The sequence below is a fragment of the Burkholderia sp. CCA53 genome (genome assembly GCF_001685525.1).
Lineage (GTDB): Bacteria > Pseudomonadota > Gammaproteobacteria > Burkholderiales > Burkholderiaceae > Burkholderia > Burkholderia multivorans.
In genome coordinates this window covers 305,584-328,837 of sequence record NZ_BDDJ01000001.1, presented here as the reverse complement: position 1 = coordinate 328,837, position 23,254 = coordinate 305,584, and the positions used below count along the sequence as shown (strand labels likewise).

Genomic DNA, 23,254 nt, shown 5'->3' with positions numbered 1-23,254 from the left:
GATCAGGACGCGGCCGCTGCGACCGGCGCGTCGCCGCCGATCTTGCGCGTCAGCGCGGGCAGGTAGCGGGCGAGCGTCACGCCGCGTGCGGCCATGAACAGGAGCAGCGCGAACCAGAGGCCGTGGTTGCCGAACGTGCCGACGGCCGCGAACGTCGCCGCGACGAAACTCGCGAACGACACGATCATCGCGCGCATCAGCGATTGCGTCTGCGTAGCGCCGATGAAGACGCCGTCGAGCAGGAATCCCCACACCGACACGATCGGCGACAGCGCGGCCCAGGGCAGATAGCGCAGCGCGACGGCGCGGATCTCGGCCTGATCGGTCAGGCGCGCGACGATCCAGCCGCCGGCCGCCCAGTAGACGAGCGCGAACAGCAGCGCGCCGAGCGCGGACCAGAACAGCGTGATGCGCACTGCCTGCCGGAACGCCGCGCGATCGCGCGCGCCGGCTGCCGCGCCGACGAGCGCTTCGGCCGCGTGCGCGAAACCGTCGAGGCCGTACGCCATGAAGGTCTGGAAGTTCAGCAGCAGCGCATTGGCCGCGAGCGTCGCGTCGCCCTGTTTCGCGCCGAGATGCGCGAACCAGCCGAATGCGCCGAGCAGGCACAGCGTGCGCAGAAAGATGTCGCGGTTCAGCGCGACGAGGCGCTTGAGCGCCGCGCGATCGGCGAGGGCGCGCGCGGCGAGCGGCGGCAGCCCGCGCGGCCGCAGCTGCCACAGCAGCCAGGCGCCGAGCGCGAACCCGCAGGTGTCGGCGGTCGCCGTCGCGGCACCGATGCCCGCGATACCCCAGCCGAATCCGTACACGTAGAGCAGCACCGCGCCGATGTTCACTGCGTTGATGAACACCTGCGCGACGAGCGCGAGCCGCACGCGCTGCACGCCGAGCAGATAGCCGAGCACGACATAGTTGGCGAGCGCAAACGGCGCGCTCCAGATGCGCGCATGGCTGTAGGCGAGCGCCGTCGTCTGCACGGCGTCGCTGCCGCCGAGCGCGCGCAGCGCGAACGACAGCAGCGGCACCTGCAGCGCGAGCACCGCGGCGCCGAGCGCGAACGCGACGATCAGCGCGCGCAGCAGGTTCAGCCGGATGCCGTCGGTGTCGCCGGCGCCGTGCGCCTGCGCGACGAGCCCGGTGGTGCCCATCCGCAGGAAGCCGAAGCCCCAGAACACGAAGTTGAAGAACAGGCCGCCGAGCGCGACGCCACCGAGATACTGCGCGCCGTCGAGGTGGCCGGCGACGGCCGTGTCGACCGCGCCGAGGATCGGCTGCGTCAGATTCGCGAGAACGATCGGAAACGCGAGCGCGAGCACGCGCCGGTGCGAGACGGCCGTGCCGCGCGGTAAAGCGGAATCGGACATGGCGGACGCGTCAGGCGCGTTCCTGCACGCACACCCACGGCGACACGACGACCGCCCACAGTTCCGGGTTGCGCGCCGCGTAGTCGCTGGCGGTTTCGGCCGGCATGCGCGCGACGAGCCCGGCCGACAGCCAGCGCGAGACCTGATCGGTGTCGTCGCCGGCGATCGCTTCGGCGACGCTGACGAGATCGAGATCGCGCGCGACGGCGAGCAGCTTGCCCTGCGCGAAGAAGCGCTCGAGATCGCACCAGTCGATCTTGGCGGTCTCGCCGAGCAGTTTGGCGTACAGCGGGCTATGCGACGCGCCCGCGGCGGAGTGGTGTTCGGAGGACATCGGATTCTTCGAAAAACTGCGTGTGCGCCACTATAAACCATCCGGCCGGCCGGGCCGTGCGCCGATCACGCGTCACGCAGCGCGCGGCGCACGATCTTGCCGGTCGCCGTCATCGGCAGGCTGTCGACGAACGCGATCGCGCGCGGATATTCGTGCGCGGCAAGCCGCGTGCGCACGTGCGCCTGCAGCGCCTGCACGAGCGCATCGTCGCCGACATGGCCGTCGTTCAGCACGACGAAGGCCTTGACGATCTCGGTGCGCGTCGGATCGGGCACGCCGACGACGGCCGCCATCCGCACGGCAGGATGCGTGAGCAGGCAGTCCTCGATCGGGCCCGGGCCGATCCGGTAGCCGGCGCTCGTGATCACGTCGTCGTCGCGGCCGACGAAGCGCACGAAGCCGTCCTCGTCGATCGCGCCCGTGTCGCCGGTCAGCAGGTAGTCGCCTGCGAACTTGTCGCGCGTCGCGTCCGCGTTGCGCCAGTATTCGATGAACATCACGGGATCGGGGCGACGCACGGCGATATGTCCGTCGACACCGGGCGGCAGCGGCGTGCCGTGCGCGTCGACGATCGCGACCGTGTGACCGGGCACCGCCTTGCCGATCGTGCCGGGCCGTGCCTCGAACAGCGCCGCGCACGACGACAGCACCATATTGCATTCGGTCTGCCCGTAGAACTCGTTGATCGTCACGCCGAGCGCGTCGCGTCCCCATTCGGTGAGCTCGGTGCCGAGCGATTCGCCGCCGCTCGCGACGGATTTCAGCGACAGCGCGTAGCGCTCGCGCGGCCGTTCGACCGTGCGCATCAGCTTCAGCGCGGTAGGTGGCAGGAAGGCGTGCGTCACGCCGTGCCGCGCCATCAGCGCGAACGCCGCATCGCCGTCGAATTTCTCGAAACGGCGCGCGAGCACCGGCACGCCGTGATGCCACGAAGGCAGCAGCACGTCGAGCAGCCCGCCGATCCACGCCCAGTCGGCGGGCGTCCAGAACAGCCGCGCGTCGCGCGGAAAGCATTGCTGCGACATCTCGACGCCGGGCAGATGGCCGAGCAGCACGCGATGCGCATGCAGCGCGCCTTTCGGCTTGCCCGTCGTGCCCGACGTGTAGATGATCAGCGCAGGATCGTCGGCGGCCGTGTCGGCCGGCGCGAATTCCGGCGATTCGGCCGCGAGTGCGGCGTCGTAGCGCAGCACGCCCGGCGCGTCGGCCGCGTCGGCGCCGATGCAGTAGCAGGTATGCAGCGCCGGCAGCCGATCGCGCAGCGGCGCGATTTTCGCGTAGCCGGCCGCGTCGGTGACGAGCGCGGCCGCTTCGCTGTTCGCGAGACGGTATTCGAGTGCATCGGCGCCGAACAGCGTGAACAGCGGCACCGCGATCGCGCCGAGCTTGTAGGCGGCCAGATGCGCGACGGCCGTTTCCGGGCCCTGCGCGAGGAAGATCGCGATGCGGTCGCCGCGGCGCAGCCCCGCACGCGCGAACGCGTTCGCGAGCCGGTTAGAGGCGTTCCTCAGGTCGTCGAACGTGAAGTGCGCGACGTCGCCGTCCGCCGTTTCGTGAATCAGCGCGAGGCGGCCGCTGCCGTCCGCCCACTTGTCGCATGCGTCGACGCCGATGTTGTAGTGCGCCGGAATCGCCCACCGGAAGCGGGTGAGCAGGTCGTCGTAGCGATCGGCGGCGGGCAGCATCGCAAGTCTCCTCGGCGTGAATCGTCGAATTCGACACGTAGATTACATCGCCTTTTCACGCGCCCGAAACGACAACGGCGTCTGATGTAGGGATTATGCGAACTCGCCGGAGGGCGGCGGTCCAGTGCACGATTCGACAAACGCGCATAAGATCACGACAAAACAGTGATGTGACCATGGATTTGCTTCTGATAGCTGCGGGGTTCAGCCTGATCGGAATCGGCGCACTGGTGGCATTCGCCCGCCATGTCGATCCGCTGTCCGGCCGTTTCACCGGACGTCTGCGCAAACGCTGACTCGACTTGTCCCGATCGCGGACGGCAACGCACGCGATGCGCATTGCATCGCGTACGGGCCGGCCGGTGCTCAGCGCGCCGGCAGATAGCGCGCCGGATCGATCGAACGGCCGCCGTAGCGTAGTTCGAAATGCAGCGCGACGCGGTCGCTGTCGCTATCGCCCATCTCGGCAATCGTCTGCCCCTGTGCGACCGACTGACCTTCCTTCACGAGCAGCGCGCGGTTGTGCGCGTACGCGGTCAGGTAATCGGCGTTGTGCTTCAGGATGATCAGGTTGCCGTAGCCGCGCAAGCCGTTGCCCGCATACACGACGACACCCGGCGCAGCCGCCACCACCGGCGTGCCTGCGCTATTCGCGATGTCGATGCCTTTCGATTTCGCGCCGTCGAAACTGCGGATCACGTTGCCCGGCGCAGGCCAGACGAGCGAGATGCTCGTGGCCGGCTTTACCGCGGATTCCACCGGTGCGGAAGGGGCGGGACGGCTGCGGCCGGCCGTGCCGGTGCCCGTCGTCGACGCGGTCGTCGTGCCGGGCGGCGGCGCGACGCGCAGCACCTGGCCGACTTCGATCGCGTCCGGATTCGAGATCTGATTCCAGCGGACGATGTTCTGGACCGACTGACGGTTGGCGCGCGCGATCTTGTACAGCGTATCGCCGCGCTCGACGCGGTAGAAACCGGGGCCGACCGGCGCGGAGCCGCACGCGACGAGCAGGGCGGCGCAGCCGGCCGCGATGAGTCGTTTCGTTGTTGTTCCGAACATTGAACCTCGCAAAACGCTGCCGCGCATCACGCGGCAGGCGACACAAAACGTCAGATTTTAACGGGTTCGACCCGCGCACCGCAGTTTGGGCGGGCGCGGGCGCGTTCGGCAGCGGTGCGACGCAGCGTCGCGTCAGCTCACGCGGGGCAGCACGCAGATTCGCAGCGCCGCCGTTTCGGTCGCGCCGGGCGCGAGCATGCGCAGGCCGAAGCCGTTGTGAATCGCGTCCGGCAGGCCGAGCCACGGCTCGACGCAGTAGAAGTCGGATTCGGGCTTTTCGGTCCAGGTCGTGACGGCGTACCAGGGGATCGAGCCCGGCACGTCGAGTGCGATCTCGACGACGCGGCCGCGGCCCGGCATGTCGATGCGCACGGGCGTCGACGGCGGCGTGCGGTCGAGGCAGTGGAAGCGGTCGTGGATGCGCGGATCGTCGAGCGTGTAGCGTGCGTCGCCTTGCTCGGGGGCGCTGATCGAGCCGTCGGCGAGTTGTTCGCGGCGGTGCGTCGGCGGCAGTTCGAGCGTCGTCGTCGCGCGCTCGCCGTGCGGCAGCGCGAAATAGAAGTGATGACCCGCGTAGTACGGCAGCGGCGTGCTGCCGCGGTTGGTCGTCGTCAGGGCGACGTCGAGCGTGTGCGCATCGGCGAGCCGGTAGGTCGCTTCGAAGCGGAAATCGAACGGATAGGCGGCGCGCGACGCCGCGTCCGCTTCGAGCGTCATCGCGATCGCCGCGCCGTCGGCAGACGGCTGCGCGGCGAACGGCAGATCGCGCGCGAAGCCGTGCATCGGCAGATCGCGCACGACGCCGGCCGCATCGCGCCAGCGGCCCAGTTCGCCGTCGACGCGATGGCGGCCGAGGAACGGGAACAGCAGCGGATTGCCGCCGCGCACGCGCGCGAGCTGGCTCCAGTCGGCGGTGTCGGGCCAGAAGATGACGGGCTCGCCGTCAAGCTCCCACGACAGCAGTCGGCCGCCGAATTGCGGCGCGACGCGGGCGACGGACGGACCGGCATGAAGTTCGTGAATCTCGTGTTGCTGGAAGATGGGCATGGCGCATTGAAATGGACGAATGAACGGACGCCGCGACGGCGCGTGACATTATCGGGCGCCCGCGCGACCGGGAAAACCCTTCTCGGGGAAATTGCGAGTTTTTCACAAAGTCCGGTTTCTGGATAATTTCGATACACCGGTGAGATTGCCGGGTCATGACACTTCGAGGAGGCGCCATGGATCTGGCAATGGCAATGGGCATCGCACTGTTCGGCATGTTCACCGGCAGCACCGTTCTGTTTTTCTATCAGCTCGGACGCTGATCGCGATCCGACCGAGATTTCTTTCGAATCTGAAAGGCCCGCCATGCAATTGGCGGGCCTTTTGCTTTCCAACTACTTACAAAATGCAAGCGTTTGTGTGCATCGCCGCCCCAGGCGGTCAAATGCCTTGGCGCAGTCATTATCGCTCGGCATAATCGGGGCGCGTTTTCCCGGACGCGCACTGCAGCGTCCGTCATTTCTTCCCGCTCCATCTCCACTGAAAGGACCGACGCGTGAGTCTCTGGTTTCTGGTTTTCCTGAGCGTCCTGCAAGGCGTGACCGAACTCTTCCCCGTCAGCAGTCTCGGCCATACGTTGCTCGTGCCGGCGCTGTTCGGCATGCATATCGACAAGCACGCGCCGCAATTGCTGCCGTTTCTCGTTGCGCTGCATCTGGGCACCGCGCTCGCGCTGCTCTGGTATTTCCGCGCGCGCTGGATCGCGCTGATCAGCGGGTTCTTCGCGCATCTCGGCGGGCGCAAGAACGACGACGGGCATCTGATGTGGGCGCTGATCATCGGCACGATTCCGACGGGCATCGTCGGGCTGTTGCTCGAGAAGCGCATCGAACGCGTGTTCCACGATCTGCGGATCGTTGCGATCGCACTGATCGTCAACGGCGTGCTGCTGTGGATCGGCGATCGCATTCAGCGCAGCCGCGCGCATCGGGCGCCCGAGAAGCTGACGTTCAAGCAGGCGTTTTTCGTCGGTCTCGCGCAGATCGGTGCGCTGATTCCGGGCTTTTCGCGCAGTGGCCTGACGATGATCGCCGGCAACGCGGCCGGCTTGACTGCGGAGAAGGCCGCGGAATTCTCGTTCCTGCTCGGCACGCCGATCATCTTCGCGGCGGGCGTGCTCGAACTGCCGAAGCTGTTCCATGCGCGCGACCAGCTCGCCGACGCGTTGCTCGGCGGCGTGCTGACCGCGATTGCGGCCTATCTGAGCGTGCGATTCCTGATGCGCTATTTCGAAGGGCGCGGCCGGCTCGCGGCGTTCGGCGTGTACTGCGTGATCGCGGGGCTGTTCTGCTTCGGATGGTTCATGCTGCATGGGCAGCCGGTGTGATGCCGCGACGCCGATCGCGCTCGATATTGCGCGGTGATCGGGTATAATTTCGGGCTCGGCTTCATGCCGGGCCCGTTTTGTTTCGGGGCGTCGAATGGAGGGTGTCGGTCATTCGGGGCTTCGGGCGAATGCGGTCCGTGTCGCGAGCCGTGTCATTTTTCCATCGACCGCCCTTAGCTCAGTTGGATAGAGCAACGGCCTTCTAAGCCGTAGGTCACACGTTCGAATCGTGTAGGGCGGGCCAGGATTCTTCGCTTATTCAAGCACTTACAATCTCGCGCTAACCGCTTGGTTAGGATTGAATGCATGTCTGCTGCACCCTCACTGTGGCGAGAGTGTGGCGGCATTCTACTGCCCTCGGGAGCATTCTCTACAACCGTCCGACTGAAAACTTGCCGTTCGCGGCACGGATGATTCAGCGTGAATTGGTGTGTGGCCGGGGCGCGTGCCCCGGCCCGTCAGGCTGACTCAAGTGTGCTGCTGAGTCTGTTAGAAGCGAAACGTAACGTGCGCGCCGCCTATTCGGGCGAGAGTTTCGAGAGTGGCCGGCAAACACTTGGAAGCGTTGATCGTTACGTGGCCTCCGCTATCAGCGGCTAGCTGTACCAAGTTCTCTAACGTTTGTGGAAGGTAGTTTTGCTCGGAAAGATCAATGTGCGTGCCGAGCCGTGCAAGGGTTTCAAGGGTTTGCGGTAAGGCTCCCATTTCAGCTCCTTTTATGCGTTATTCGCAGGCTACTTATTGTTCTTGGGCGGGGGCGGCGGAGGCAGATTCCCTGTCGGGGGCTGGTATCCCGCGCCGGGGCTGGGTTTGCTCGTCGGCTGATACCCCTTGTGTATCGGCTGGAAGCCGTCTTTCGCAATCCCCGGCACACTCGTTGGTTTCGTCGTTCCCTTGTTTGTTGTCATCGTAAGGTCCAATAAACTCAATTGATTCAATGGTACTGCCCGAAATGAGCAGTCCCCGCGTTTGGACGTGCCGCCGAATGAAACCCTCGGTGTCGTCCACATCCCATGCTTCTTCTACGTAAATCTCTGGATCAGCAGGGTAGCTTGAAGCGAATGAATTCGAGCCGTACGTTGCACCGATGCGCTTGCCCGAAGTCAAAGTGATTATCAGATAAAACGGCTCGCGCTGACCAAAAACATAGTCCCATGCTCGATCTACTGGATGCGGAAGCCAACGAGCGAGCCATTTGGCGCGGCGCAGCGCGAAGACACCGAAGGCGCAAAGGACGGGGCCGATGAGTAGGATACAGCCCCAAACGACGGCATATGCGATAGCGTGTTGGGTAGCCCAAGCGCCCCGATACATTCCGTAAATCGGTAAGGCGAAAACGGCGTAGTTGCAGCAGCTAAATGCAACCGCGTCAACTATTGCCTTTGACGCATCCAGCCGTGGCCCCGAAGTCAGAATCGCGTACGTCTTCATCGCGACAAAACCGGGTATGACGAATAGGACGGCGAGCAGTAATTTATCGGGAGTGGTGATGTCCATCATTGCGGCGAATTAGTTAGTCTGGAACATTGTATGACTCCCGACCCAATTTTGTTTTGCTTATCTGCGGGCAGTTGCGCCACTCGCACGCATGCGTGCGCCCCCGTGCGCCGGTGTGCGCGTTTTATTTAGCAGGGACCAGCCAGCTAGGAGTTACCGTCCCGCTTTTCTATCGCCTTGCGCGCACCTTCAGGTAGCGACGAGAACACTGCGTCAACCATCTTGGGCCGAGTTATGCGGTCCTCGACTATTAGATTAACGAGAGCAAAAAGGCTATCGCATACCTCTGAGACATCTTCAGGGTCCATCTTGCCGGGATGCACGGCGTTATTCCCGATGACGCGTACCGCGTCGAGCGCCCGCTGTACCTGTACGGGGAGGCCATTCGCTACAAGCCAGCGAATCTGTTCGTTCAAGTTTCCGCCCTCGGCGTGTAATTCTGCGCACAGTTTTTCGATGCAGACGCGCAGAAGTGCGGAAGCGCCGCGTGGCGACATTGGCGCGATATTGCGAGCTTCGTCGTAGTCGGCGGCGACGGACTCCGGCATATCGGGGTGCCCCAGCGGCGCGCTGACAACTCGTGGATGGATCATAGAGCCCGACTTTGCGCCGTACTTATCGACTCCTTCCAGCCAGTAGCTCGGCCTATTGCAGCTAATACAGATCGCTCGATGCACCGGGACATAGGCGCTGCCCACATAGAACTGATCCCATTGCATTTGAGCAAGTACGTCGCATCTCGGGCAGTTGAACGCACCTAGTTGGAATTTCGCGGCTACACGTTTCTGCATGCTGGTCTCCGAGTTGGAATTCACACAGTATCGGAAACCTTGTGATTTCTGTGTGGTAAGCAAACGTTCGTTAAGTGTCCAGGGTATTCGGTGCGCTGAAGGTGGATAGAAAGTCCTTGACAATGGTTTCTATCCGAAAGATGATTCTATCCGCGTTATCTATCCATGACGATTCACACGCACAAACCATGTCACGAACATTTCTGTACAGCCGCGTATCGACGCAGGATCAGGACACGACGAACCAGCAGCTTGTCGCGAAGCAGGCGGGGTATGAGGTAGAGCCGCATCGTGTGTGTGCTGAGACTATCAGCGGCACAGTTCCAGCGATGGAGCGCCCGAAGTTCCGCAAGCTAGTGGAGAAGTTAGAGGCGGGCGACGTGCTTGTCGTTGCGAAGCTGGACCGGCTCGGCAGGAATGCTGCCGACGTTGACGGCACGGTGCAGGCGCTACGCGCCGCAAGTATCCGGGTAGTTGTGCTGGACTTGCCCGTGCAGGAGGTGACAAGCGCGGCGGGCGATCTCATCCTGCGCATGTTCGCTGCGTTCGCGCAGTTTGAGCGCGACTTGATCGTCGAGCGGACGCACGCGGGGCTTGAGCGAGCGCGCGCGGAGGGCCGCGTCGGCGGCAGGCCCGAGCGTTTCACGCCGGACGAGAAGCGCACGATTCGGGCGAGGCTAGATGGAGGCGCGTCGGCGCGCTCACTGGCGAAGGAATACGGCACAACGCACGTGACCATCATGAAGGCGGCGCAATCCGCGATTGCTGCCGGTTCGGCTGGGGCCGAAGGAGGCACCGCCGAGTAGGGCGCTGGCACCGCACGTACCACAGTAACGCTCGGTTCAGTCTTGGCGGATCGACCGGGCATCACCTAACCGATGCGGGCCAGCGCGCCCGCAGAGTACCGCAAAACGACCATGAATCAAACGAACATCATCGCTCTCCGTAACTCGAACATCGACGCCGCAGAAGCCTACAAGGAGGGCGCATTCTTCGCTGAGGTGGACTGGCAAGCGGCGCGCAAGGATACGCCCGTCCCGGCCCGTGCGATGCCCGTAGCGCCGGGCTATTCCAGCATGGCGGACCATTGCCAAACCGCATGGGACTTCGTCCGTCAGCACGTCTGCCCGGAGTGGGATCACGCTGACGCGAAGGGCGCGTTCTTCGTCGGCTATGAGGACCGGGCGACCGAACTGGCGAATGCTGGCGAGGCTGGCTATGAGACGCTGGCCGAGGCTGGAACGGTGGCGGACACCGAGGGATGGGTGTTGCAGTCCGAGCCGTGGGAAGACAAGGCCGATGCCGACGATAAGATGCTGCGCGCCTTGCGTGCGCTGCGGCTGGGCGCTGCTGCATGGCGAGGGCGAGCGGCAGCGAGCGGGGCGGCTGGCGACCGTTACCGGGCAGAGGAAGCGGAATCGCTCGCGGAATCCGTTATCGGCGATGTGCTCGCGGCGTGCTGATGCGAGACTGGCGGTGGTGCTTGTAGCGCGGGAGTGCGCCGAGGTGCAGGCCGCTGCGGAAGCCGCCGATAAGGCTGCTGCTGAGATTGACGCGGCCGTCGGCGGTATCCTCGGAGAGTGAGCGGAGGCCGCGCCGCTACGCCCGGGTACGCGTGAAACTGCCCGGCTGAAAAATGAACCTGCGAGGCGTGCTCCAGTTCGGCCCTCACATCGCTTCCGTCGGTTTGTGACGGGCTGATTGCGCACCCGGCAGCACATTCCTACGTCATCGGTCGCGTAGCGCCCGTTACGACGGCTCCCGCGATGCCTGTCGAATCCTTGGCAGTAGCCCGGCCACGATGGATTCAATTTCATTGCACTAAGCAGACAGGTACGTTCGCCTGTCGCGCCGTTTCGGGCAAAGCTTCATCGAAGACACCGAGATCTCGCAGCAGCGCCGCAATAACATGTGCGATTCACGGACATCGTTTCACTTCTTGGTGCGCCTTTTTCGTTCCGTGGTGGAGCTCGAGGCTCCGTTAGGAGACGCGAGCTCCACCACGCGCCGGTGATGTTCGGCGAGGGTCTTGTCGACGCGCCATTCACGGTGGCGAATTCGTTCTTTCGTTTCGTCGTAGGCACTTTCCACCTCCTCCGCGAGAGGCGTAATTTCGCTTAACTCCGCGATACGATCGATGGGCGTTTTGCCACCAAGTGAGCCGTGCGGGCGCCGCCAGTTATAGTCGAACTGCCACTCCTCAATTCGTTGGTCGATCGCATCCCCGGTCGGTGGATGATCCGACCAGAATTCGTTGAGGTCGGTGAGCTGCGAACGCTCGACCTTGCCGTTGAGGTGTGGCGAACGGGGCGGAATCGGTCGGAATTTGATGCACTCGCTCATCAAGCGCCGCTGCACTGACTCGGCGAAGAACTCACCGCCTCGGTCGGTCTGGATACGCTGAATCGGGAACGGCATCTCCTCAATGACGCGATTAAGAAAAAGCAGCGTATTTCGGGCATTTCTGCGTGGGTAGATCGCCAGTACCCGGAATCGCGAACAGTCGTCGATCGCCGTGTACTGGTACGCACCTCGAGCGATTTTCATCGTGTCCATCTGGACGCGGTCTCCAGGCACCGGCCGGCTATAGCGTTTCGGCTGCGTCGGTCGCCTGGATCGAACCAACGGTTTTACACCCGCCTCGCTCAAGATCTTGTGAATGGTCGCGAGGGATAGCTCTCGTTGCTCGTGCAGTCGCAGTTCATTCTGGATCCGCCGTGCGCCTTTGCGCTCAGCGCGCAATCGGAGGACCGTCGCCCGATCAGCCTCGGAGACCTTCCGGTTTGGGCTGCGCAGTGGACGACGGCTTTGAGACTGGAGACCTGCTTCGCCAGCTTCCTGATAGCGACGCAGCCATTTGCGAAGTGTCGGCCGAGATATGCCGCACCGTGCGCACACGAGGCCGGCATTGCCGGTCTCGTGATACATGCGTACCCAACGTAATCGCGCGGCGATCTCTCGGTCCATCGCTTCATTCTAGTTGAAACGATGTCTATGAATCACACAAATAACACGATCGTCGAACTCGGCTTGACCGATCGCCACTACTTCGGCGGCGCGCAGTTCGATGGCTCACTCGCATATCGTCAAGGCATCGGTGGATTGGATGCTCAGGACGATATGTTGGCGGCCGGTGGCGGCCCGATCTATCGCGAGCGCAGTGACGACGCATCGACAGGCCACGCGCAATCCGATCAGCCGCGATAGCGCAGCATCGAGGCCAACCGGCCTCGAGAGAAAGAGGGCGACCGAGCGGCGTGCGGCGACACGCTCCCCGTCGCCTTTCGCGCCGGCGGCCGGCCACCATTGTCGTCTTCGGACCACGACGTACGGTCGACACTCGGATGCCCCACCGCCCCGAACAACAACCTGTTCAGTGCACCTTATTCCGGAATGAGCCGTTCTGCCTTCAGCCGCTCGAAAAGATCGAAGAACGCATCGGGCGTACCCTGGTAATCGAGGAACCCGGCCTTACGGCTTTTGGTCATGTCCGTCACGACTTCCATCGGGCGCCCAAGATCCGCGTCGGTGTGCCACCACGAAGCGAGCCGATCGATGTCGGGTTCCGCGAGGTCGTACTTTGCGGCAACATCGCGCCATTGATGCGCGGCGTCCTGCATCCGACCTTCGAGCGGTCGCACGATGCCGTCGAACGGTGCGGCTTCGATGCCGAAATAATCGGCCAGTTGCCCCCACATCGTTTTCCACCGGAAAACGTCGCCGTTCACGACATTGAAATCTTCGTTTCGCCCCGCGTCGGTTGTCGACGCCCATTCGAGATGCCGTGCAAGAAGGCGTGCATCGGTCATGTCGGTGAGGCCGTTCCACTGCGCAGCGGACCCGGGAAAGACGAAAGGCTGCCCGGTATGCCGGCATAGCGTCGCGTAGACGGCGAGCGTCTGCCCCATGTTCATCGCGTTGCCGCGCGCATAGCCGATGACCGTATGCGGGCGATGCACGCTCCACGTGAAGCCGTCGCGCGCCGCGGCTTCGAAGAGCCGGTCTTCCTGCTCGTAGTAGAAATTCTCGACCGGCTGCCGTCCCTGCGATTCCCGAAACGGCGTATCGGGAACGGCACCCGACGCATAGGCCTCGAACGGGCCGAGATAGTGCTTCAGCCCGGTCACCAGCGCCGCATGCTCGAGCTTCGCGCGTCGGCCCAGCGAATCGAGGACGTTGCGGATCATCGCGCCGTTCACGCGAATGTTCTCCTTTTCGGTCGCCTGCCGCGCCCATGCAGTGAAAAACACATGGCTCACTTCGATGTTCTGCGTCGCCGCCGCGACGGATTCGGCCGACGTGAGATCTGCGACAACGGGCTGACACCCCGGCACGCTGGCGGTACGTCCGCGCGATAGTCCATAAACGGTCCAGCCGGTCGACAGCAGACGCTCCGCGAGGGCTCGCCCGACAATGCCGCTGGCACCGACGATCAGTGCTCGATGATTCATCGTGACTCCAGGTTGGTTTGTGATACAAGCGTACTTCAGCCCTGGATTCTCATCTTGGATAGTATTTCGCGGTTTAATGGAATTGGATTCAACAATGACCAGCTTCCCGACCGAGCATCTGAAGGGCATCGTTCCATTCGTCTGTGTCGCCGACGCGGGCGGTTTCACCGCTGCGGCCGAGCGGCTGAACCTCACGAATTCGGCGGTGAGCAAGAGTGTCGCCCGGCTCGAACGGCGGCTCGGCGTCGTGCTGTTCGAGCGGACGACGCGCAGCCTCGTGCTTACCGACGCGGGCCGTGCGTTCTATGAAACCTGCACGCGCATCCTGGCGGAGCTTGCGGAGGCGGAGGCCGTACTCGCCGCGCAAAAGCGCGAGCCGGTCGGCACCGTTCGCATCGCGTTGCCGGCCTCGTTCGGGCGTCTCTGCGTCGTGCCGGTGCTCGTGCGCTTTTCCGAGCAGTATCCGGACGTGCGGCCGCACCTGTTGTTCACGGACCGCTTCGTCGATCTGGCAGAAGAGGGCATCGATCTCGCCGTGCGGATCGGCGGGCCGCCGGGTCTGCCGCCGTCGCTCGGTCGGCGTTTGCTCGGGCGCGAACGACTGATCTTCTGCGCGGCGCCGGCCTATCTCGAGAAAAACGGCATACCGCAAACGATCGACGACCTGCAGGAACATGCCTGCATCGTCTACGGACGGCCCGACGGGGTGCAGTCGCTGTGGTCATATGCCGCGGCGGACGGGCGGGTCGAGCAATGCGTCGTGCGGCCACGCATCGTCGCAGGCGACGCCGAGGCGCAACTCGCATTCGTACGCGCGGGGCTCGGCGTCGCGCAACTGGCGACATGGCTGGTACGGGACGATCTGAAGGCCGGCCGCCTCGTCGCTATCCTCGACGAAGCCGCAACCGACGGCTTGCCGCTCAGCCTGATATGGCCGGTCGCGCGGCAGTTGACGCCGAAGATCCATGTGCTGGTGCAGACGCTCGAAGCTCATCTGCATATCGAATGAACAAGGTCGTCCGGTCTGACGCGCGAGCGGTAGATCGAATCGATGGCGAAGGCCTCGTGTGATCCCGGGTGTCGCTTTAATGAATGTGGACGGGGCGAAGCTTGAGGCAGGGGCGGTTCAGGCCGATGAGGCGCCGGGAGACTGGCGCGATTGGCTGAGGAATGCCGCACGTCAACCTGGCCACAACGCGCTATCGCACGACCACAAGCGAGAACGGGTAGGGGCGGTGTAGGCGAAGGGCGACTGTGTCCGCTCACCACGCCGTCCTACTTGCCCTCTGCCTTGATGAAATCGATAAACGCCCGCAACGGCGCCGGTACGAGGCGTCGCCCCGGGTAGTACAGATACGGACCGGAGAACGGCCGCCACCAGCGCTCGAGCACGGGCTCGAGCGCACCGCTGTCGAGATGCGGACGAAGCCACTCCTCGTAAAGATGCACGATGCCGAGCCCCGAGCGCGCGGCCTCGACGACGAGATCGACGGCACCGCCGATCTGCACGACGAGCGGGCCGGATGGATCGACGCGGACCACTTCGCCGTCGCGCTCGAACTCCCACAGCGGCATCGAGCCGCTGGCAAACCGTCCACGCAGGCACGCGTGATGGAGCAGTTCGCTCGGGTGATTCGGGCGGCCGCGCCGATCGAGATAATCGGGTGCGGCGGCGGTGGCGAACCGCTGCGAACGCGGCCCGATCGGGATCGCGATCATGTCCTGCTCGAGGCGCTCGTCGTAGCGGATGCCCGCATCGCAGCCGACTTCGAGAATATCGACGAAGCTTTCCTCGACGACGAGCTCGAGCCGTATCTCCGGATACGCCGCGAGAAAGCGCGGCACGACGGACGGCAGCACGAGCCGCGCCGCACTGAGCGGGACATTGAGCTTCAACGTGCCGGCCGGCCGCTCGCGGAAGCTGTTGACGACGTCGAGCGCGGCCTCGACCTCGCTCAGCGCGGGCCTCAGCCGCGCGAGCAGCCGCTGTCCGGCCTCGGTCGGCGCCACGCTGCGCGTCGTGCGATGAAGCAGCCGCACGCCGAGTTGCGTCTCGAGCCGACGCACGGCCTCGCTAAGACCGGACGCGCTCGTGCCCGTCGTTCTCGCCGCTTCGCGGAAACCCTTCGCCCGCGCCACGGCAACGAACGCGTTCAGATCGCCCAGATCGGCTTGCATTGTTCGTCCTTTCGTACAGGTCGTGCAGATTGTGACGGATTATCGCGCAGCATAGTGTGGCGTAACCTGCGGCACTCGTTCATCGTCGTCAGAGGAGCTTGACCATGTCCGCCATCGATCAGTCCGGCACGTTTTCTTTCGCAGGTCGCCGCGTGCACCGCATCGGCTACGGTGCGATGCAGCTCGCGGGGCCCGGCGTGTTCGGTCCGCCGAAAGATCGCGAGGCGGCGCTCGCGGTGCTGCGCGAAGCCGTTGCATTGGGTGTCGATCACATCGATACGAGCGATTTTTACGGGCCGCACGTGACCAACCAGCTGATTCGCGATGCCTTGCATCCGTATCGCGACAATCTGCTGATCGTGACCAAAGTCGGCGCGAAGCGCGGCGAGGACGGCGCATGGCTGCCGGCATTCTCGGCGCAAGCGCTTGCGTCGGCCGTGCACGACAACCTCCGCCATCTGCGCGTCGACGTGCTCGACGTGGTCAATCTGCGAATCATGTTCGACACGCACGGCCCGGCCGAAGGCTCGATCGAAGCGCCGCTGTCCGCGTTGGCCGAACTGCAGCGGCAGGGGCTGGTGCGGCACATCGGGCTGAGCAACGTGACCGCCGCGCAGATCGACGAAGCGCGACGGATCTGCGAGATCGTCTGCGTGCAGAACCACTACAACGTCGCGCATCGTGACGACGACGCATTGATCGACGCGCTGGCCCGCGACGGTATTCCATACGTGCCGTATTTTCCGCTCGGCGGCTTCAGTCCGCTGCAATCGTCGACGCTGGATGCGATCGCCGCACGGCTCGGCGCGACACCGATGCAGGTGGCGCTCGCATGGCTGCTGCGCCGCGCGCCGAACATCCTGCTGATTCCGGGAACGTCGTCCGTCGCGCATCTGCGCGAGAACGTCGCGGCGGGCGCGCTCGTCTTGCCCGACGATGCGATGCGCGAACTCGATGGGATTGCTTCGGCTCACGATTGATGCACGTGCGATGCGTGGTTCCGAATGTCGATGTGCGATGGGCGCGTCGTGTGATCCGCTGGCGCCACGTACACGATCGGTGAGGTCGCCGGCGCAGTGCCGGCGCGGTCGCGAGGCTCTCGGAGCCGTCTCCGTGGCAATTGGCACCGCTGACGCGGCGTAGTTCGGGTCAGTTGCTCGAGGCTGCAGATCCAAGCGCTCGTCGCCAGAAAGAGGGCCGCGCGACTGATGGCCGATCATTCCTAGGTGTTTCCTCTTAGTTGAATCGGTCAACTATTGCGAACAGAATCTATCGCATGCTCACTGCCCGACGAGGCGACCCATGCGGAAGGCCGACCATCCGATTCTCGAATACCTGACGTTCCGTCTCGACCGGCTCAGCGAACTGACGAAGGAAGCCGGCACGCAGGTCTACGAAAGCGAATTCGGCATCTCGATCCGCGATCTGCGCATCGTGCGGCTCGTCGCGCTCGAGCCGGGCCTGACGCTGACGCGCCTGATCGAACTGACGATGCTCGAAAAGACCCACGCGTCGAAGCTCGTCAGCGCAATGGTCAAGCGCGGCTTCGTGCGCCGCGAAGTCGGCCGCGCGGATGCGCGTCAGATCAACCTGTTTCTTACCGCCGACGGCGAAGACCTCGTGAAGCGCACCTACGAACGCGGCAACATGCTCGAGCAGATGATGCTGAGCGCGCTGCCTGCGGACGAGCTGCGCATCTTCAACAGCGTCGTCGACAAGCTCACGGCCGGCCTGATCGAGCATCTGGCCGCACGGAAGGCAGCGGCCAATCCGCCGAAGCGCGTCGCCTGAGCGGTGCACGCGCTGCCGTCGCACTCAAGCTGACAAGCGAAGGAACCGTGACCGACGCACGGCGTCGGCTTCGTCGCGCGCCGCGCGCGCATCACGCCGCGCCTGCCGCGAGCTCGCGGACCCGATGAACCGGTGTTGAAACGCATGCGCGAATGCGCGTCGATCAAGCAGGGGGAAGCCATGTCGGAACACTCGCACGCGAAGCGGGGCTGGCACATCGTCGGTCTGCTGTTCGTATTCATGATGATCAACTACGCGGACAAGTCGGTGCTCGGCTTCGTCGCGCTGCCGATGATGCGCGACTTGCAGCTCAGTCCGACGCAGTTCGGTCTGCTCGGCAGCGCGTTCTATCTGCTGTATTCGATCGCCGGCGTCGCGGGCGGCGTGCTCACACGCTACGTGAAGACGAAATGGATCCTGCTCGCGCTCGCGGCGGTCTGGGCGGCGGTGCAGTTTCCGATGGCGACGCCGGTCGGCTTCGGCACGCTGCTTGTCTGCCGCGTGCTGCTCGGCGCGGGCGAAGGGCCGGCGTATCCGGTCGCGCTGCACGCGGTGTACAAGTGGTTCGACGATCACAGGCGCAGCGTGCCGACGTCGATCGTGCAGACCGGCGCGCCGATCGGCGTCGTCGTCGCCGCGCCGGCGCTGACCGCGATCGTCGCGCACTATTCGTGGCGCGCGGCGTTTCTCGCGCTCGGCGTGGTCGGGCTCGTCTGGGTCGCGATATGGCTCGTGTGGGGCGAAGAAGGGCGCGGCGACCTGCGCGAGCATGCGGCGGCTCGGGCGTCGGCCCCGGAGAACGTGCTCGGTGCGCTCCCGTATCGTCGTCTGCTGCTCGACCGGACGGTCGTCGTCGTGACTGCGCAGTGGTTTCTCGCCGCGCTGATCGCCGTCATCGGGCTCACGTGGGGGCCGGTCTATCTGACGTCGGTGCTCGGCTACGGGCCGAAGGCGACGGGCTGGATCTTCGCGCTTCAGGTCGCGGTGCAGGTGCCGGTCGGCCTCGCCATCAATGCGCTGTCGCAGTCGCTGCTCGGGCGCGGCGTGTCGACGCGCGTCGCGCGCGGGCTGTTCTGCAGCGGCTGCTGCATGATCGGCGCACTCGCGTATTTCGCGGTGCTGACGGGGCTGAGCCCGGCCGCGAAAGTCGCATGGCTCACGATCGGCGGCGCGTTCGTAATGCAGGTGAACGCATTCGGGCCGCAGATCGTCGCCGAGATGACGCCGGCGTCGCAGCGCGGCACCGTGATCGCGGTCTCGGTATCGATCGCGTCGACGGCCGGCGTACTCGGTCCCATTCTGCTCGGCGCGGTGATGGACGCGATGGGCGGCCTCGGTCACGACAGCGGCGCATTCAGCGTCGTCTATGCATCGATCGGCATCGCGCTGCTCATCGCCGCCGCGTTCGGTGTCGTACTGCTCGATCCGGCGCGTTCGAAGCGGCGGCTCGCCGCGTTCGCGCACGACGCAGCGATGCGCGAGCAAGCGCGCGTCGCGGCATGAGCGCGTCGCACGCAGACGCCGTCGGTACCGGCACGTTTCCTGTCACAGCGCCGTTCGGCGCGTTCATCGAAAACCCATGACGACCACTCCGCTCCATGAACTCAGTGCCGCGACGCTCGTCGACGGCTATCGCCGCAAGACGCTGTCGCCCGTCGATGTCACGCAGGCCGTGCTGGCGCGCATCGACGAATGGGAGCCGCTGATCCGCGCGACCTATGCGCTCGATCCCGACGGCGCACTCGCGATGGCGCGCGCCTCGGAAGCGCGCTGGCTGCGCGGCGAACCGGCCGGTCCGCTCGACGGCGTGCCGGTCACGATCAAGGAAAACATCGCGACGCGCGGCGTGCCGGTGCCGCTCGGCTGCGCGGCGACGGAGCTGGCGCCGGCTGCCGACGATGCGCCGCCGGCGGCACGGTTGCGCGAGGCGGGCGCGGTATTCGTCGGCAAGACGACGATGCCGGATTTCGGGCTGATCGGCGCCGCTGCGTCCAGCTTTCATCCGCTGACGCGCAATCCGTGGGATCCGAGCCGCAATACGGGCGGCTCGAGTTCGGGGGCCGGCGCGGCCGCGGCGGCCGGCTACGGGCCGCTGCATCTCGGTTCAGACATCGGCGGCTCGGTGCGCATTCCGGCCGCGTTCTGCGGCGTGTTCGGGTTCAAGCCCAGCTTCGGCCGCGTGCCGGTCGATCAGCCGTATCCGGGCCGCGTGACGGGGCCGCTGACGCGAACGGTGCAGGACGCGGCGCTCGCGATGCAGACGATCGCGTTGCCCGATGCGCGCGATCACATGAGCCTGCCGTATCAGCCGATCGACTGGCTGAATCTCGAGCGTGACCCGAAAGGGCTGCGCATCGGTCTGTGGATCGATCCAGGCAACGGCGTGCAGGTTGCGGCCGAGGTGCGCGCGGCGATCGAGCGTGCGGCCGCCGCATTTGCGGCGGCGGGCGCGACGGTGGTGCCGGTGCGCCCGTGGCTCGCACGCGGCGCGCTCGAAGCGGTCGCGCGCTTCTGGGGCGCGCGGCTGCGCGGCACGCTGGCCGCGTTGCCCGCTGCGCGGCGCGAGCTGGTCGCCGCGTTCGTGCGCCGGCGCGCGGAGGTCGTTGCGGACGCAACGGGCGATACGATCTATGCCGCCTATGCGCAGATGCTCGCGCTGCGCGCGCAGACGGTCGCGGCGACAGCCGAGTTCGACTACGTGCTGTCGCCGACGTTTCCGCAGCCGCCGTTCGCGGCCGAAGCGACCCATATCGACCAGGACGGACTGCATCCGATCGAACAGGTGGTGTTTACGCTTGCGTTCAATCTCTCGGAGCAGCCGGCCGCGTCGATCAACTGCGGCTATACGCGCGACGGCTTGCCGATCGGCCTGCAAATCGCCGGGCGCCGCTTCGACGATCTCGGCGTGCTGCAGCTCGCGCGCTGCTGGGAACAAATGGACACGGTGCGGCGGCCATGGCCCGAGCCGGTGGCCGCACGCGCGGCCTGAACGCCACGCGCGGCGTCACGCCGCGTCTTTGGCCGACGCGCGCGCGGATAGCGCCGTGTAGCGCGTCGGCGATACGCCGATGTACTCGCGAAACCCGCGGCTGAAGTTCGCGACGTCGCTGAAGCCGACCTTCGCCGCGATCTGCGTCACCGTCAGCCGGCCTTCGTCGAGCAGTCGGCACGCATGCGCGAACCGCGTGCGCTGGCATACGTCGCGGAACGTGTGTCCCTGGCTGCACAGATAGCGGTTCAGCGTACGCACGGTCACGTTCATCGCGGCCGCGACCTCCTCCCTCGAGAGCCGGAAATCCGCGCTCTGCGTCAGCATCATCTCGATCAGTTCCACGACGTCGTTTGCGTCCGCACGCGCGCGCGTGCGCGCTTCGCACTGCGCTTCCGCCACGCGTTTCGACAGCGCGTTCGCCATCGGCAGCGGCCGCTCGAGCAGCGACGCGGCGATCACGATCGTGACGCCCGGCGTGCTGCGCGCGCCGAACCGATAGCGCGCGAGGCGGCGCCCGAGATAGCGGTGGACGTCGGCGGGCGCCTCCGTCGACAGACGGATTTCGTAGTCGTCGGCCTCCGCGCCGACGATGCCGTCGATCTGCACCTGAAACGCGACCGCGAGCGCCTCGACGAAAAAGCGCAGCGTGCGCGCCTGCATCGCGACGGTCGGCGTGTAGGTGATTTCCGCGAACCGGCCGCGCCGCACATAGCGCATCGTGACGACCGGCACGATCAGATGGTAGTAGCGCGCGGCGAGCCGCACGAGTTCCTCGAGCGTGCTGCAGCTGAGCAGCGCATAGCCGAGCGGGCCGTGCGACGTGAGCCGTGCGTAGCGCCCGGCATCGAGCCCGAGGTGCGCGCAGCCGCTGACCGCGCTTGCCGTTTCGATCAGCCGGTCGAGCTGCGCGAGCGTGAGCGTCGCGGCCGGATCGTGCAGCGTGCGCGGGTCGAACCCGCAGCGCGCGATGAATTCGCTCGGGTCGCGCATGTGTTCGGCGACGATCCGCGCAAGGCGCGCGTAGTAGCGACCAGGCAGGCGATGGACGGTAGGGCGCACGACATGTCTCCACTATCCGGGCGCGCGATGCGCTGTCCCGATTCGATAACGCAGTGTCCCATTTCGACAACGGCATAACAACCGGGGTTGACCATCATAGGTGGACCGGCGCACGCAACGCATGCGCCGGCGCATGGCGGGCGGCGCACGACGGGCGGCCGCACCGCTGTCAGACACCGCGCGCGCCGCGCAGCGATTTCCGGTACGGAACGCGACGACGCGCCATCGACGGAGAAGACGGATGTTCTACGAAAACGTGGCGACCGAATGCATCGACGACGCGTCGATTCCCTGGGTACCGATGTCGGACAAGCTGCCCGACGTGCTGCTGAAGTATTTCAAGCTCGACCCGACGCGCGGCGAAATCATCGCGCTGATGAAGTCGCCGGGTCACGGCCGGCTGCCGAAGCATCACCACACGGGAACGGTGATCGTCTACACGCTGCAGGGGCGATGGAAATACATCGAGCACGACTGGGTCGCGGGCCCGGGCAGCCTCGTGTTCGAGACGGCCGCGTCGCGCCACACGCCGGAAGCGCTGCCGGGCGACGACATCGTGACGCTGAACATCGTGCAGGGCGATCTCGTCTATCTCGACGAGGAGGATCGCGTGCTGTCGATCGAAAACTGGAAGACGGCGATGCAGCGCTACCGCACGCATTGCGAACGCAACGGCATCGTGCCGAAGGACATCTCCGCGTTCGGCGGCTGACCGGCCGGTGCGAACCGTTCCGCCCGCGTCGCGGCACGACGCGAGCGGCTTGCTGACTCTCATTCGAATCGAACGACATGAAATCGAACTCTCTTCGCCTCGCCGGTAAGCGGGCGTTCATCACGGGCGCCGCCGGCGGCCTCGGCAGCGCGATCGCGAGCCGGATGGCCGAGCACGGTGCGCGCGTGTTCCTGACCGACAACGGCGACGCCGCCGCACTCGCGCGGCTCGCGGACCGCATCAACGGCGCGTGCGGCGAGCAGGTCGCATGGAGCGCGGTGCAGGACGTACGCGACGAGGCGCGCTGGGACGCGTTGCTCGCCGAGGCGGCCGACGCGATGGGCGGCGTGTCGGTACTCGTCAACAACGCGGGCGTCGGCTCGCGCGGCGGCCTCGCGTCGATTGCGCAGAAGGAATGGCGCCGAGTGATGGAGGTCAACGTCGAAAGCATCATGCTCGGCTGCAAGCATGCGATGCCATACCTGCGCGATGCGCAGCCGGCGTCGATCGTGAATATCTCGTCGGTCGCCGCGTTCCGCGTGGACCCCGACCTGATCGCCTACAACACGTCGAAGGCGGCGGTCGCGATGCTGACGAAGTCGATCGCGATCGACTGCACGCGCAACCGCGTCGACGTGCGCTGCAACTCCGTGCATCCGGCCTATGTGCGCACCGGCATGGTCGCGGCCGTATTCGAGCAGCTCGGCGACGAAGCCGCGACGCGCGAACTCACGCGCCACATCCCGATGGGCCGGCTCGGCGAACCGGACGACGTCGCCTATGCGGTGCTGTATCTCGCCTCCGACGAAAGCCGGTTCGTGACCGCGTCGGAGCTCGTCGTCGACGGCGGGCTGTGTCCGGCGTAAGCGTCGATCGTGCGGGGCGGCGCGATGCCGGCCCGTTCGTGCGGTGCCGCGCCGTGCGCGCGGCGGCCGCTTCAACGTGCGTGCGGTCGTCGCGTCGGAAC

The 23,254-nt window shown here is 65.5% G+C and carries 21 protein-coding genes, 1 tRNA gene and 1 pseudogene; 12 read left to right on the top strand and 11 right to left on the bottom strand.

Translation table 11 applies throughout. The annotated features are described in order from the left end of the window. Positions 1-2: 2 nt before the first annotated feature. From BCR55_RS01470 to BCR55_RS01450, 5 genes are all read right to left on the bottom strand, one after another. Positions 3-1,364, bottom strand: coding sequence for an MATE family efflux transporter (locus BCR55_RS01470; RefSeq protein ID WP_065494066.1), 1,362 nt, complete (start codon positions 1,362-1,364; stop codon positions 3-5). 10 nt (positions 1,365-1,374) lie between these two features. Further along, on the bottom strand, positions 1,375-1,698 hold the full coding sequence (locus BCR55_RS01465; RefSeq protein ID WP_006405071.1) for a DUF2288 domain-containing protein: 324 nt from the start codon (positions 1,696-1,698) through the stop codon (positions 1,375-1,377). Positions 1,699-1,763: 65 nt separating this feature from the next. Next, positions 1,764-3,383 carry an acyl-CoA synthetase gene (locus tag BCR55_RS01460; protein WP_065494065.1) on the bottom strand — a complete coding sequence of 540 codons (1,620 nt, stop codon included), beginning with the start codon at positions 3,381-3,383 and terminating at the stop codon, positions 1,764-1,766. Positions 3,384-3,749: 366 nt separating this feature from the next. Beyond that, the gene (locus BCR55_RS01455) at positions 3,750-4,442 is read right to left on the bottom strand and encodes a peptidoglycan DD-metalloendopeptidase family protein (RefSeq protein ID WP_006400996.1); all 693 of its coding nucleotides are present in this window, start codon (positions 4,440-4,442) and stop codon (positions 3,750-3,752) included. A 132-nt stretch (positions 4,443-4,574) separates the two neighbouring features. Beyond that, complete coding sequence (locus BCR55_RS01450) at positions 4,575-5,489, bottom strand: aldose epimerase (RefSeq protein WP_053297400.1); 915 nt, start codon at positions 5,487-5,489, stop codon at positions 4,575-4,577. A 496-nt stretch (positions 5,490-5,985) separates the two neighbouring features. Between BCR55_RS01450 and BCR55_RS01445 the strand changes: the two genes are divergently transcribed. Beyond that, positions 5,986-6,816, top strand: a complete 831-nt coding sequence (locus BCR55_RS01445) for an undecaprenyl-diphosphate phosphatase (RefSeq protein WP_053297399.1) — start codon at positions 5,986-5,988, stop codon at positions 6,814-6,816. Positions 6,817-6,983: 167 nt separating this feature from the next. After that, a tRNA-Arg gene (locus tag BCR55_RS01440) sits at positions 6,984-7,060 on the top strand. A 494-nt stretch (positions 7,061-7,554) separates the two neighbouring features. Here the strand turns inward: BCR55_RS01440 and BCR55_RS32130 are convergent. Continuing rightward, positions 7,555-8,316, bottom strand: coding sequence for a DUF6338 family protein (locus BCR55_RS32130; protein ID WP_139094010.1), 762 nt, complete (start codon positions 8,314-8,316; stop codon positions 7,555-7,557). A 143-nt stretch (positions 8,317-8,459) separates the two neighbouring features. Then, positions 8,460-9,104 (bottom strand): DUF4145 domain-containing protein, encoded by a 645-nt coding sequence (locus BCR55_RS29925; RefSeq protein ID WP_080560178.1) that lies wholly within the window; start codon positions 9,102-9,104, stop codon positions 8,460-8,462. A 188-nt stretch (positions 9,105-9,292) separates the two neighbouring features. Here BCR55_RS29925 and BCR55_RS01435 point away from each other — a divergent pair, with 188 nt between their 5' ends. Both BCR55_RS01435 and BCR55_RS01430 read left to right on the top strand, forming a co-directional pair. Continuing rightward, positions 9,293-9,910: a recombinase family protein gene (locus BCR55_RS01435; RefSeq protein ID WP_050804591.1), complete on the top strand. Its 618-nt coding sequence runs from the start codon at positions 9,293-9,295 to the stop codon at positions 9,908-9,910. A gap of 111 nt (positions 9,911-10,021) precedes the next feature. After that, positions 10,022-10,567 carry a hypothetical protein gene (locus BCR55_RS01430; protein ID WP_139094009.1) on the top strand — a complete coding sequence of 182 codons (546 nt, stop codon included), beginning with the start codon at positions 10,022-10,024 and terminating at the stop codon, positions 10,565-10,567. A gap of 469 nt (positions 10,568-11,036) precedes the next feature. On the opposite strand, the gene BCR55_RS01425 is transcribed toward BCR55_RS01430, so the two are convergent. Then, positions 11,037-12,071 carry an IS481 family transposase gene (locus BCR55_RS01425; protein ID WP_059938068.1) on the bottom strand — a complete coding sequence of 345 codons (1,035 nt, stop codon included), beginning with the start codon at positions 12,069-12,071 and terminating at the stop codon, positions 11,037-11,039. A gap of 33 nt (positions 12,072-12,104) precedes the next feature. Here BCR55_RS01425 and BCR55_RS01420 point away from each other — a divergent pair. After that, positions 12,105-12,257 (top strand): annotated as a pseudogene (locus tag BCR55_RS01420) (ShlB/FhaC/HecB family hemolysin secretion/activation protein); the annotation flags it as partial. 230 nt (positions 12,258-12,487) lie between these two features. Here the strand turns inward: BCR55_RS01420 and BCR55_RS01415 are convergent. After that, positions 12,488-13,555, bottom strand: coding sequence for an SDR family oxidoreductase (locus BCR55_RS01415; RefSeq protein ID WP_006403024.1), 1,068 nt, complete (start codon positions 13,553-13,555; stop codon positions 12,488-12,490). A 94-nt stretch (positions 13,556-13,649) separates the two neighbouring features. Between BCR55_RS01415 and BCR55_RS01410 the strand changes: the two genes are divergently transcribed. Continuing rightward, positions 13,650-14,564 (top strand): LysR family transcriptional regulator, encoded by a 915-nt coding sequence (locus BCR55_RS01410; RefSeq protein WP_006403023.1) that lies wholly within the window; start codon positions 13,650-13,652, stop codon positions 14,562-14,564. 266 nt (positions 14,565-14,830) lie between these two features. Here BCR55_RS01410 and BCR55_RS01405 read toward each other — a convergent pair whose 3' ends face one another. Beyond that, positions 14,831-15,733, bottom strand: coding sequence for a LysR family transcriptional regulator (locus BCR55_RS01405; protein WP_006403022.1), 903 nt, complete (start codon positions 15,731-15,733; stop codon positions 14,831-14,833). Positions 15,734-15,837: 104 nt separating this feature from the next. On the opposite strand from BCR55_RS01405, the gene BCR55_RS01400 reads away from it, so the two are divergent. The 4 genes from BCR55_RS01400 to BCR55_RS01385 all read left to right on the top strand — a co-directional run bounded on the left by BCR55_RS01400 (position 15,838) and on the right by BCR55_RS01385 (position 20,513). Next, complete coding sequence (locus BCR55_RS01400; RefSeq protein WP_006403021.1) at positions 15,838-16,713, top strand: aldo/keto reductase family oxidoreductase; 876 nt, start codon at positions 15,838-15,840, stop codon at positions 16,711-16,713. A 322-nt stretch (positions 16,714-17,035) separates the two neighbouring features. Next, positions 17,036-17,524, top strand: coding sequence for a MarR family winged helix-turn-helix transcriptional regulator (locus tag BCR55_RS01395; protein ID WP_006403020.1), 489 nt, complete (start codon positions 17,036-17,038; stop codon positions 17,522-17,524). Positions 17,525-17,704: 180 nt separating this feature from the next. Then, positions 17,705-19,027: an MFS transporter gene (locus BCR55_RS01390; protein ID WP_043280100.1), complete on the top strand. Its 1,323-nt coding sequence runs from the start codon at positions 17,705-17,707 to the stop codon at positions 19,025-19,027. Positions 19,028-19,103: 76 nt separating this feature from the next. Further along, entirely contained in the window at positions 19,104-20,513 is a 1,410-nt protein-coding gene (locus BCR55_RS01385) for an amidase (RefSeq protein ID WP_065494064.1), read from the top strand. A 15-nt stretch (positions 20,514-20,528) separates the two neighbouring features. On the opposite strand, the gene BCR55_RS01380 is transcribed toward BCR55_RS01385, so the two are convergent. Further along, the gene (locus tag BCR55_RS01380; protein ID WP_006405045.1) at positions 20,529-21,575 is read right to left on the bottom strand and encodes an AraC family transcriptional regulator; all 1,047 of its coding nucleotides are present in this window, start codon (positions 21,573-21,575) and stop codon (positions 20,529-20,531) included. A gap of 241 nt (positions 21,576-21,816) precedes the next feature. Here BCR55_RS01380 and BCR55_RS01375 point away from each other — a divergent pair, with 241 nt between their 5' ends. Further along, on the top strand, positions 21,817-22,287 hold the full coding sequence (locus BCR55_RS01375) for a 2,4'-dihydroxyacetophenone dioxygenase family protein (protein WP_006403016.1): 471 nt from the start codon (positions 21,817-21,819) through the stop codon (positions 22,285-22,287). A gap of 77 nt (positions 22,288-22,364) precedes the next feature. Then, positions 22,365-23,153 (top strand): SDR family oxidoreductase, encoded by a 789-nt coding sequence (locus tag BCR55_RS01370; protein WP_059938631.1) that lies wholly within the window; start codon positions 22,365-22,367, stop codon positions 23,151-23,153. Positions 23,154-23,254: the final 101 nt, after the last annotated feature.

Coding starts and splice junctions, on each gene's coding strand:
- BCR55_RS01470 (WP_065494066.1), bottom strand. CDS start 1,364: ATGTCCGATTCCGCTTTACCGCGCGGCACGGCCGTCTCGCACCGGCGC.
- BCR55_RS01465 (WP_006405071.1), bottom strand. CDS start 1,698: ATGTCCTCCGAACACCACTCCGCCGCGGGCGCGTCGCATAGCCCGCTG.
- BCR55_RS01460 (WP_065494065.1), bottom strand. CDS start 3,383: ATGCTGCCCGCCGCCGATCGCTACGACGACCTGCTCACCCGCTTCCGG.
- BCR55_RS01455 (WP_006400996.1), bottom strand. CDS start 4,442: ATGTTCGGAACAACAACGAAACGACTCATCGCGGCCGGCTGCGCCGCC.
- BCR55_RS01450 (WP_053297400.1), bottom strand. CDS start 5,489: ATGCCCATCTTCCAGCAACACGAGATTCACGAACTTCATGCCGGTCCG.
- BCR55_RS32130 (WP_139094010.1), bottom strand. CDS start 8,316: ATGATGGACATCACCACTCCCGATAAATTACTGCTCGCCGTCCTATTC.
- BCR55_RS29925 (WP_080560178.1), bottom strand. CDS start 9,104: ATGCAGAAACGTGTAGCCGCGAAATTCCAACTAGGTGCGTTCAACTGC.
- BCR55_RS01435 (WP_050804591.1), top strand. CDS start 9,293: ATGTCACGAACATTTCTGTACAGCCGCGTATCGACGCAGGATCAGGAC.
- BCR55_RS01430 (WP_139094009.1), top strand. CDS start 10,022: ATGAATCAAACGAACATCATCGCTCTCCGTAACTCGAACATCGACGCC.
- BCR55_RS01425 (WP_059938068.1), bottom strand. CDS start 12,071: ATGGACCGAGAGATCGCCGCGCGATTACGTTGGGTACGCATGTATCAC.
- BCR55_RS01415 (WP_006403024.1), bottom strand. CDS start 13,555: ATGAATCATCGAGCACTGATCGTCGGTGCCAGCGGCATTGTCGGGCGA.
- BCR55_RS01410 (WP_006403023.1), top strand. CDS start 13,650: ATGACCAGCTTCCCGACCGAGCATCTGAAGGGCATCGTTCCATTCGTC.
- BCR55_RS01405 (WP_006403022.1), bottom strand. CDS start 15,733: ATGCAAGCCGATCTGGGCGATCTGAACGCGTTCGTTGCCGTGGCGCGG.
- BCR55_RS01400 (WP_006403021.1), top strand. CDS start 15,838: ATGTCCGCCATCGATCAGTCCGGCACGTTTTCTTTCGCAGGTCGCCGC.
- BCR55_RS01395 (WP_006403020.1), top strand. CDS start 17,036: ATGCGGAAGGCCGACCATCCGATTCTCGAATACCTGACGTTCCGTCTC.
- BCR55_RS01390 (WP_043280100.1), top strand. CDS start 17,705: ATGTCGGAACACTCGCACGCGAAGCGGGGCTGGCACATCGTCGGTCTG.
- BCR55_RS01385 (WP_065494064.1), top strand. CDS start 19,104: ATGACGACCACTCCGCTCCATGAACTCAGTGCCGCGACGCTCGTCGAC.
- BCR55_RS01375 (WP_006403016.1), top strand. CDS start 21,817: ATGTTCTACGAAAACGTGGCGACCGAATGCATCGACGACGCGTCGATT.
- BCR55_RS01370 (WP_059938631.1), top strand. CDS start 22,365: ATGAAATCGAACTCTCTTCGCCTCGCCGGTAAGCGGGCGTTCATCACG.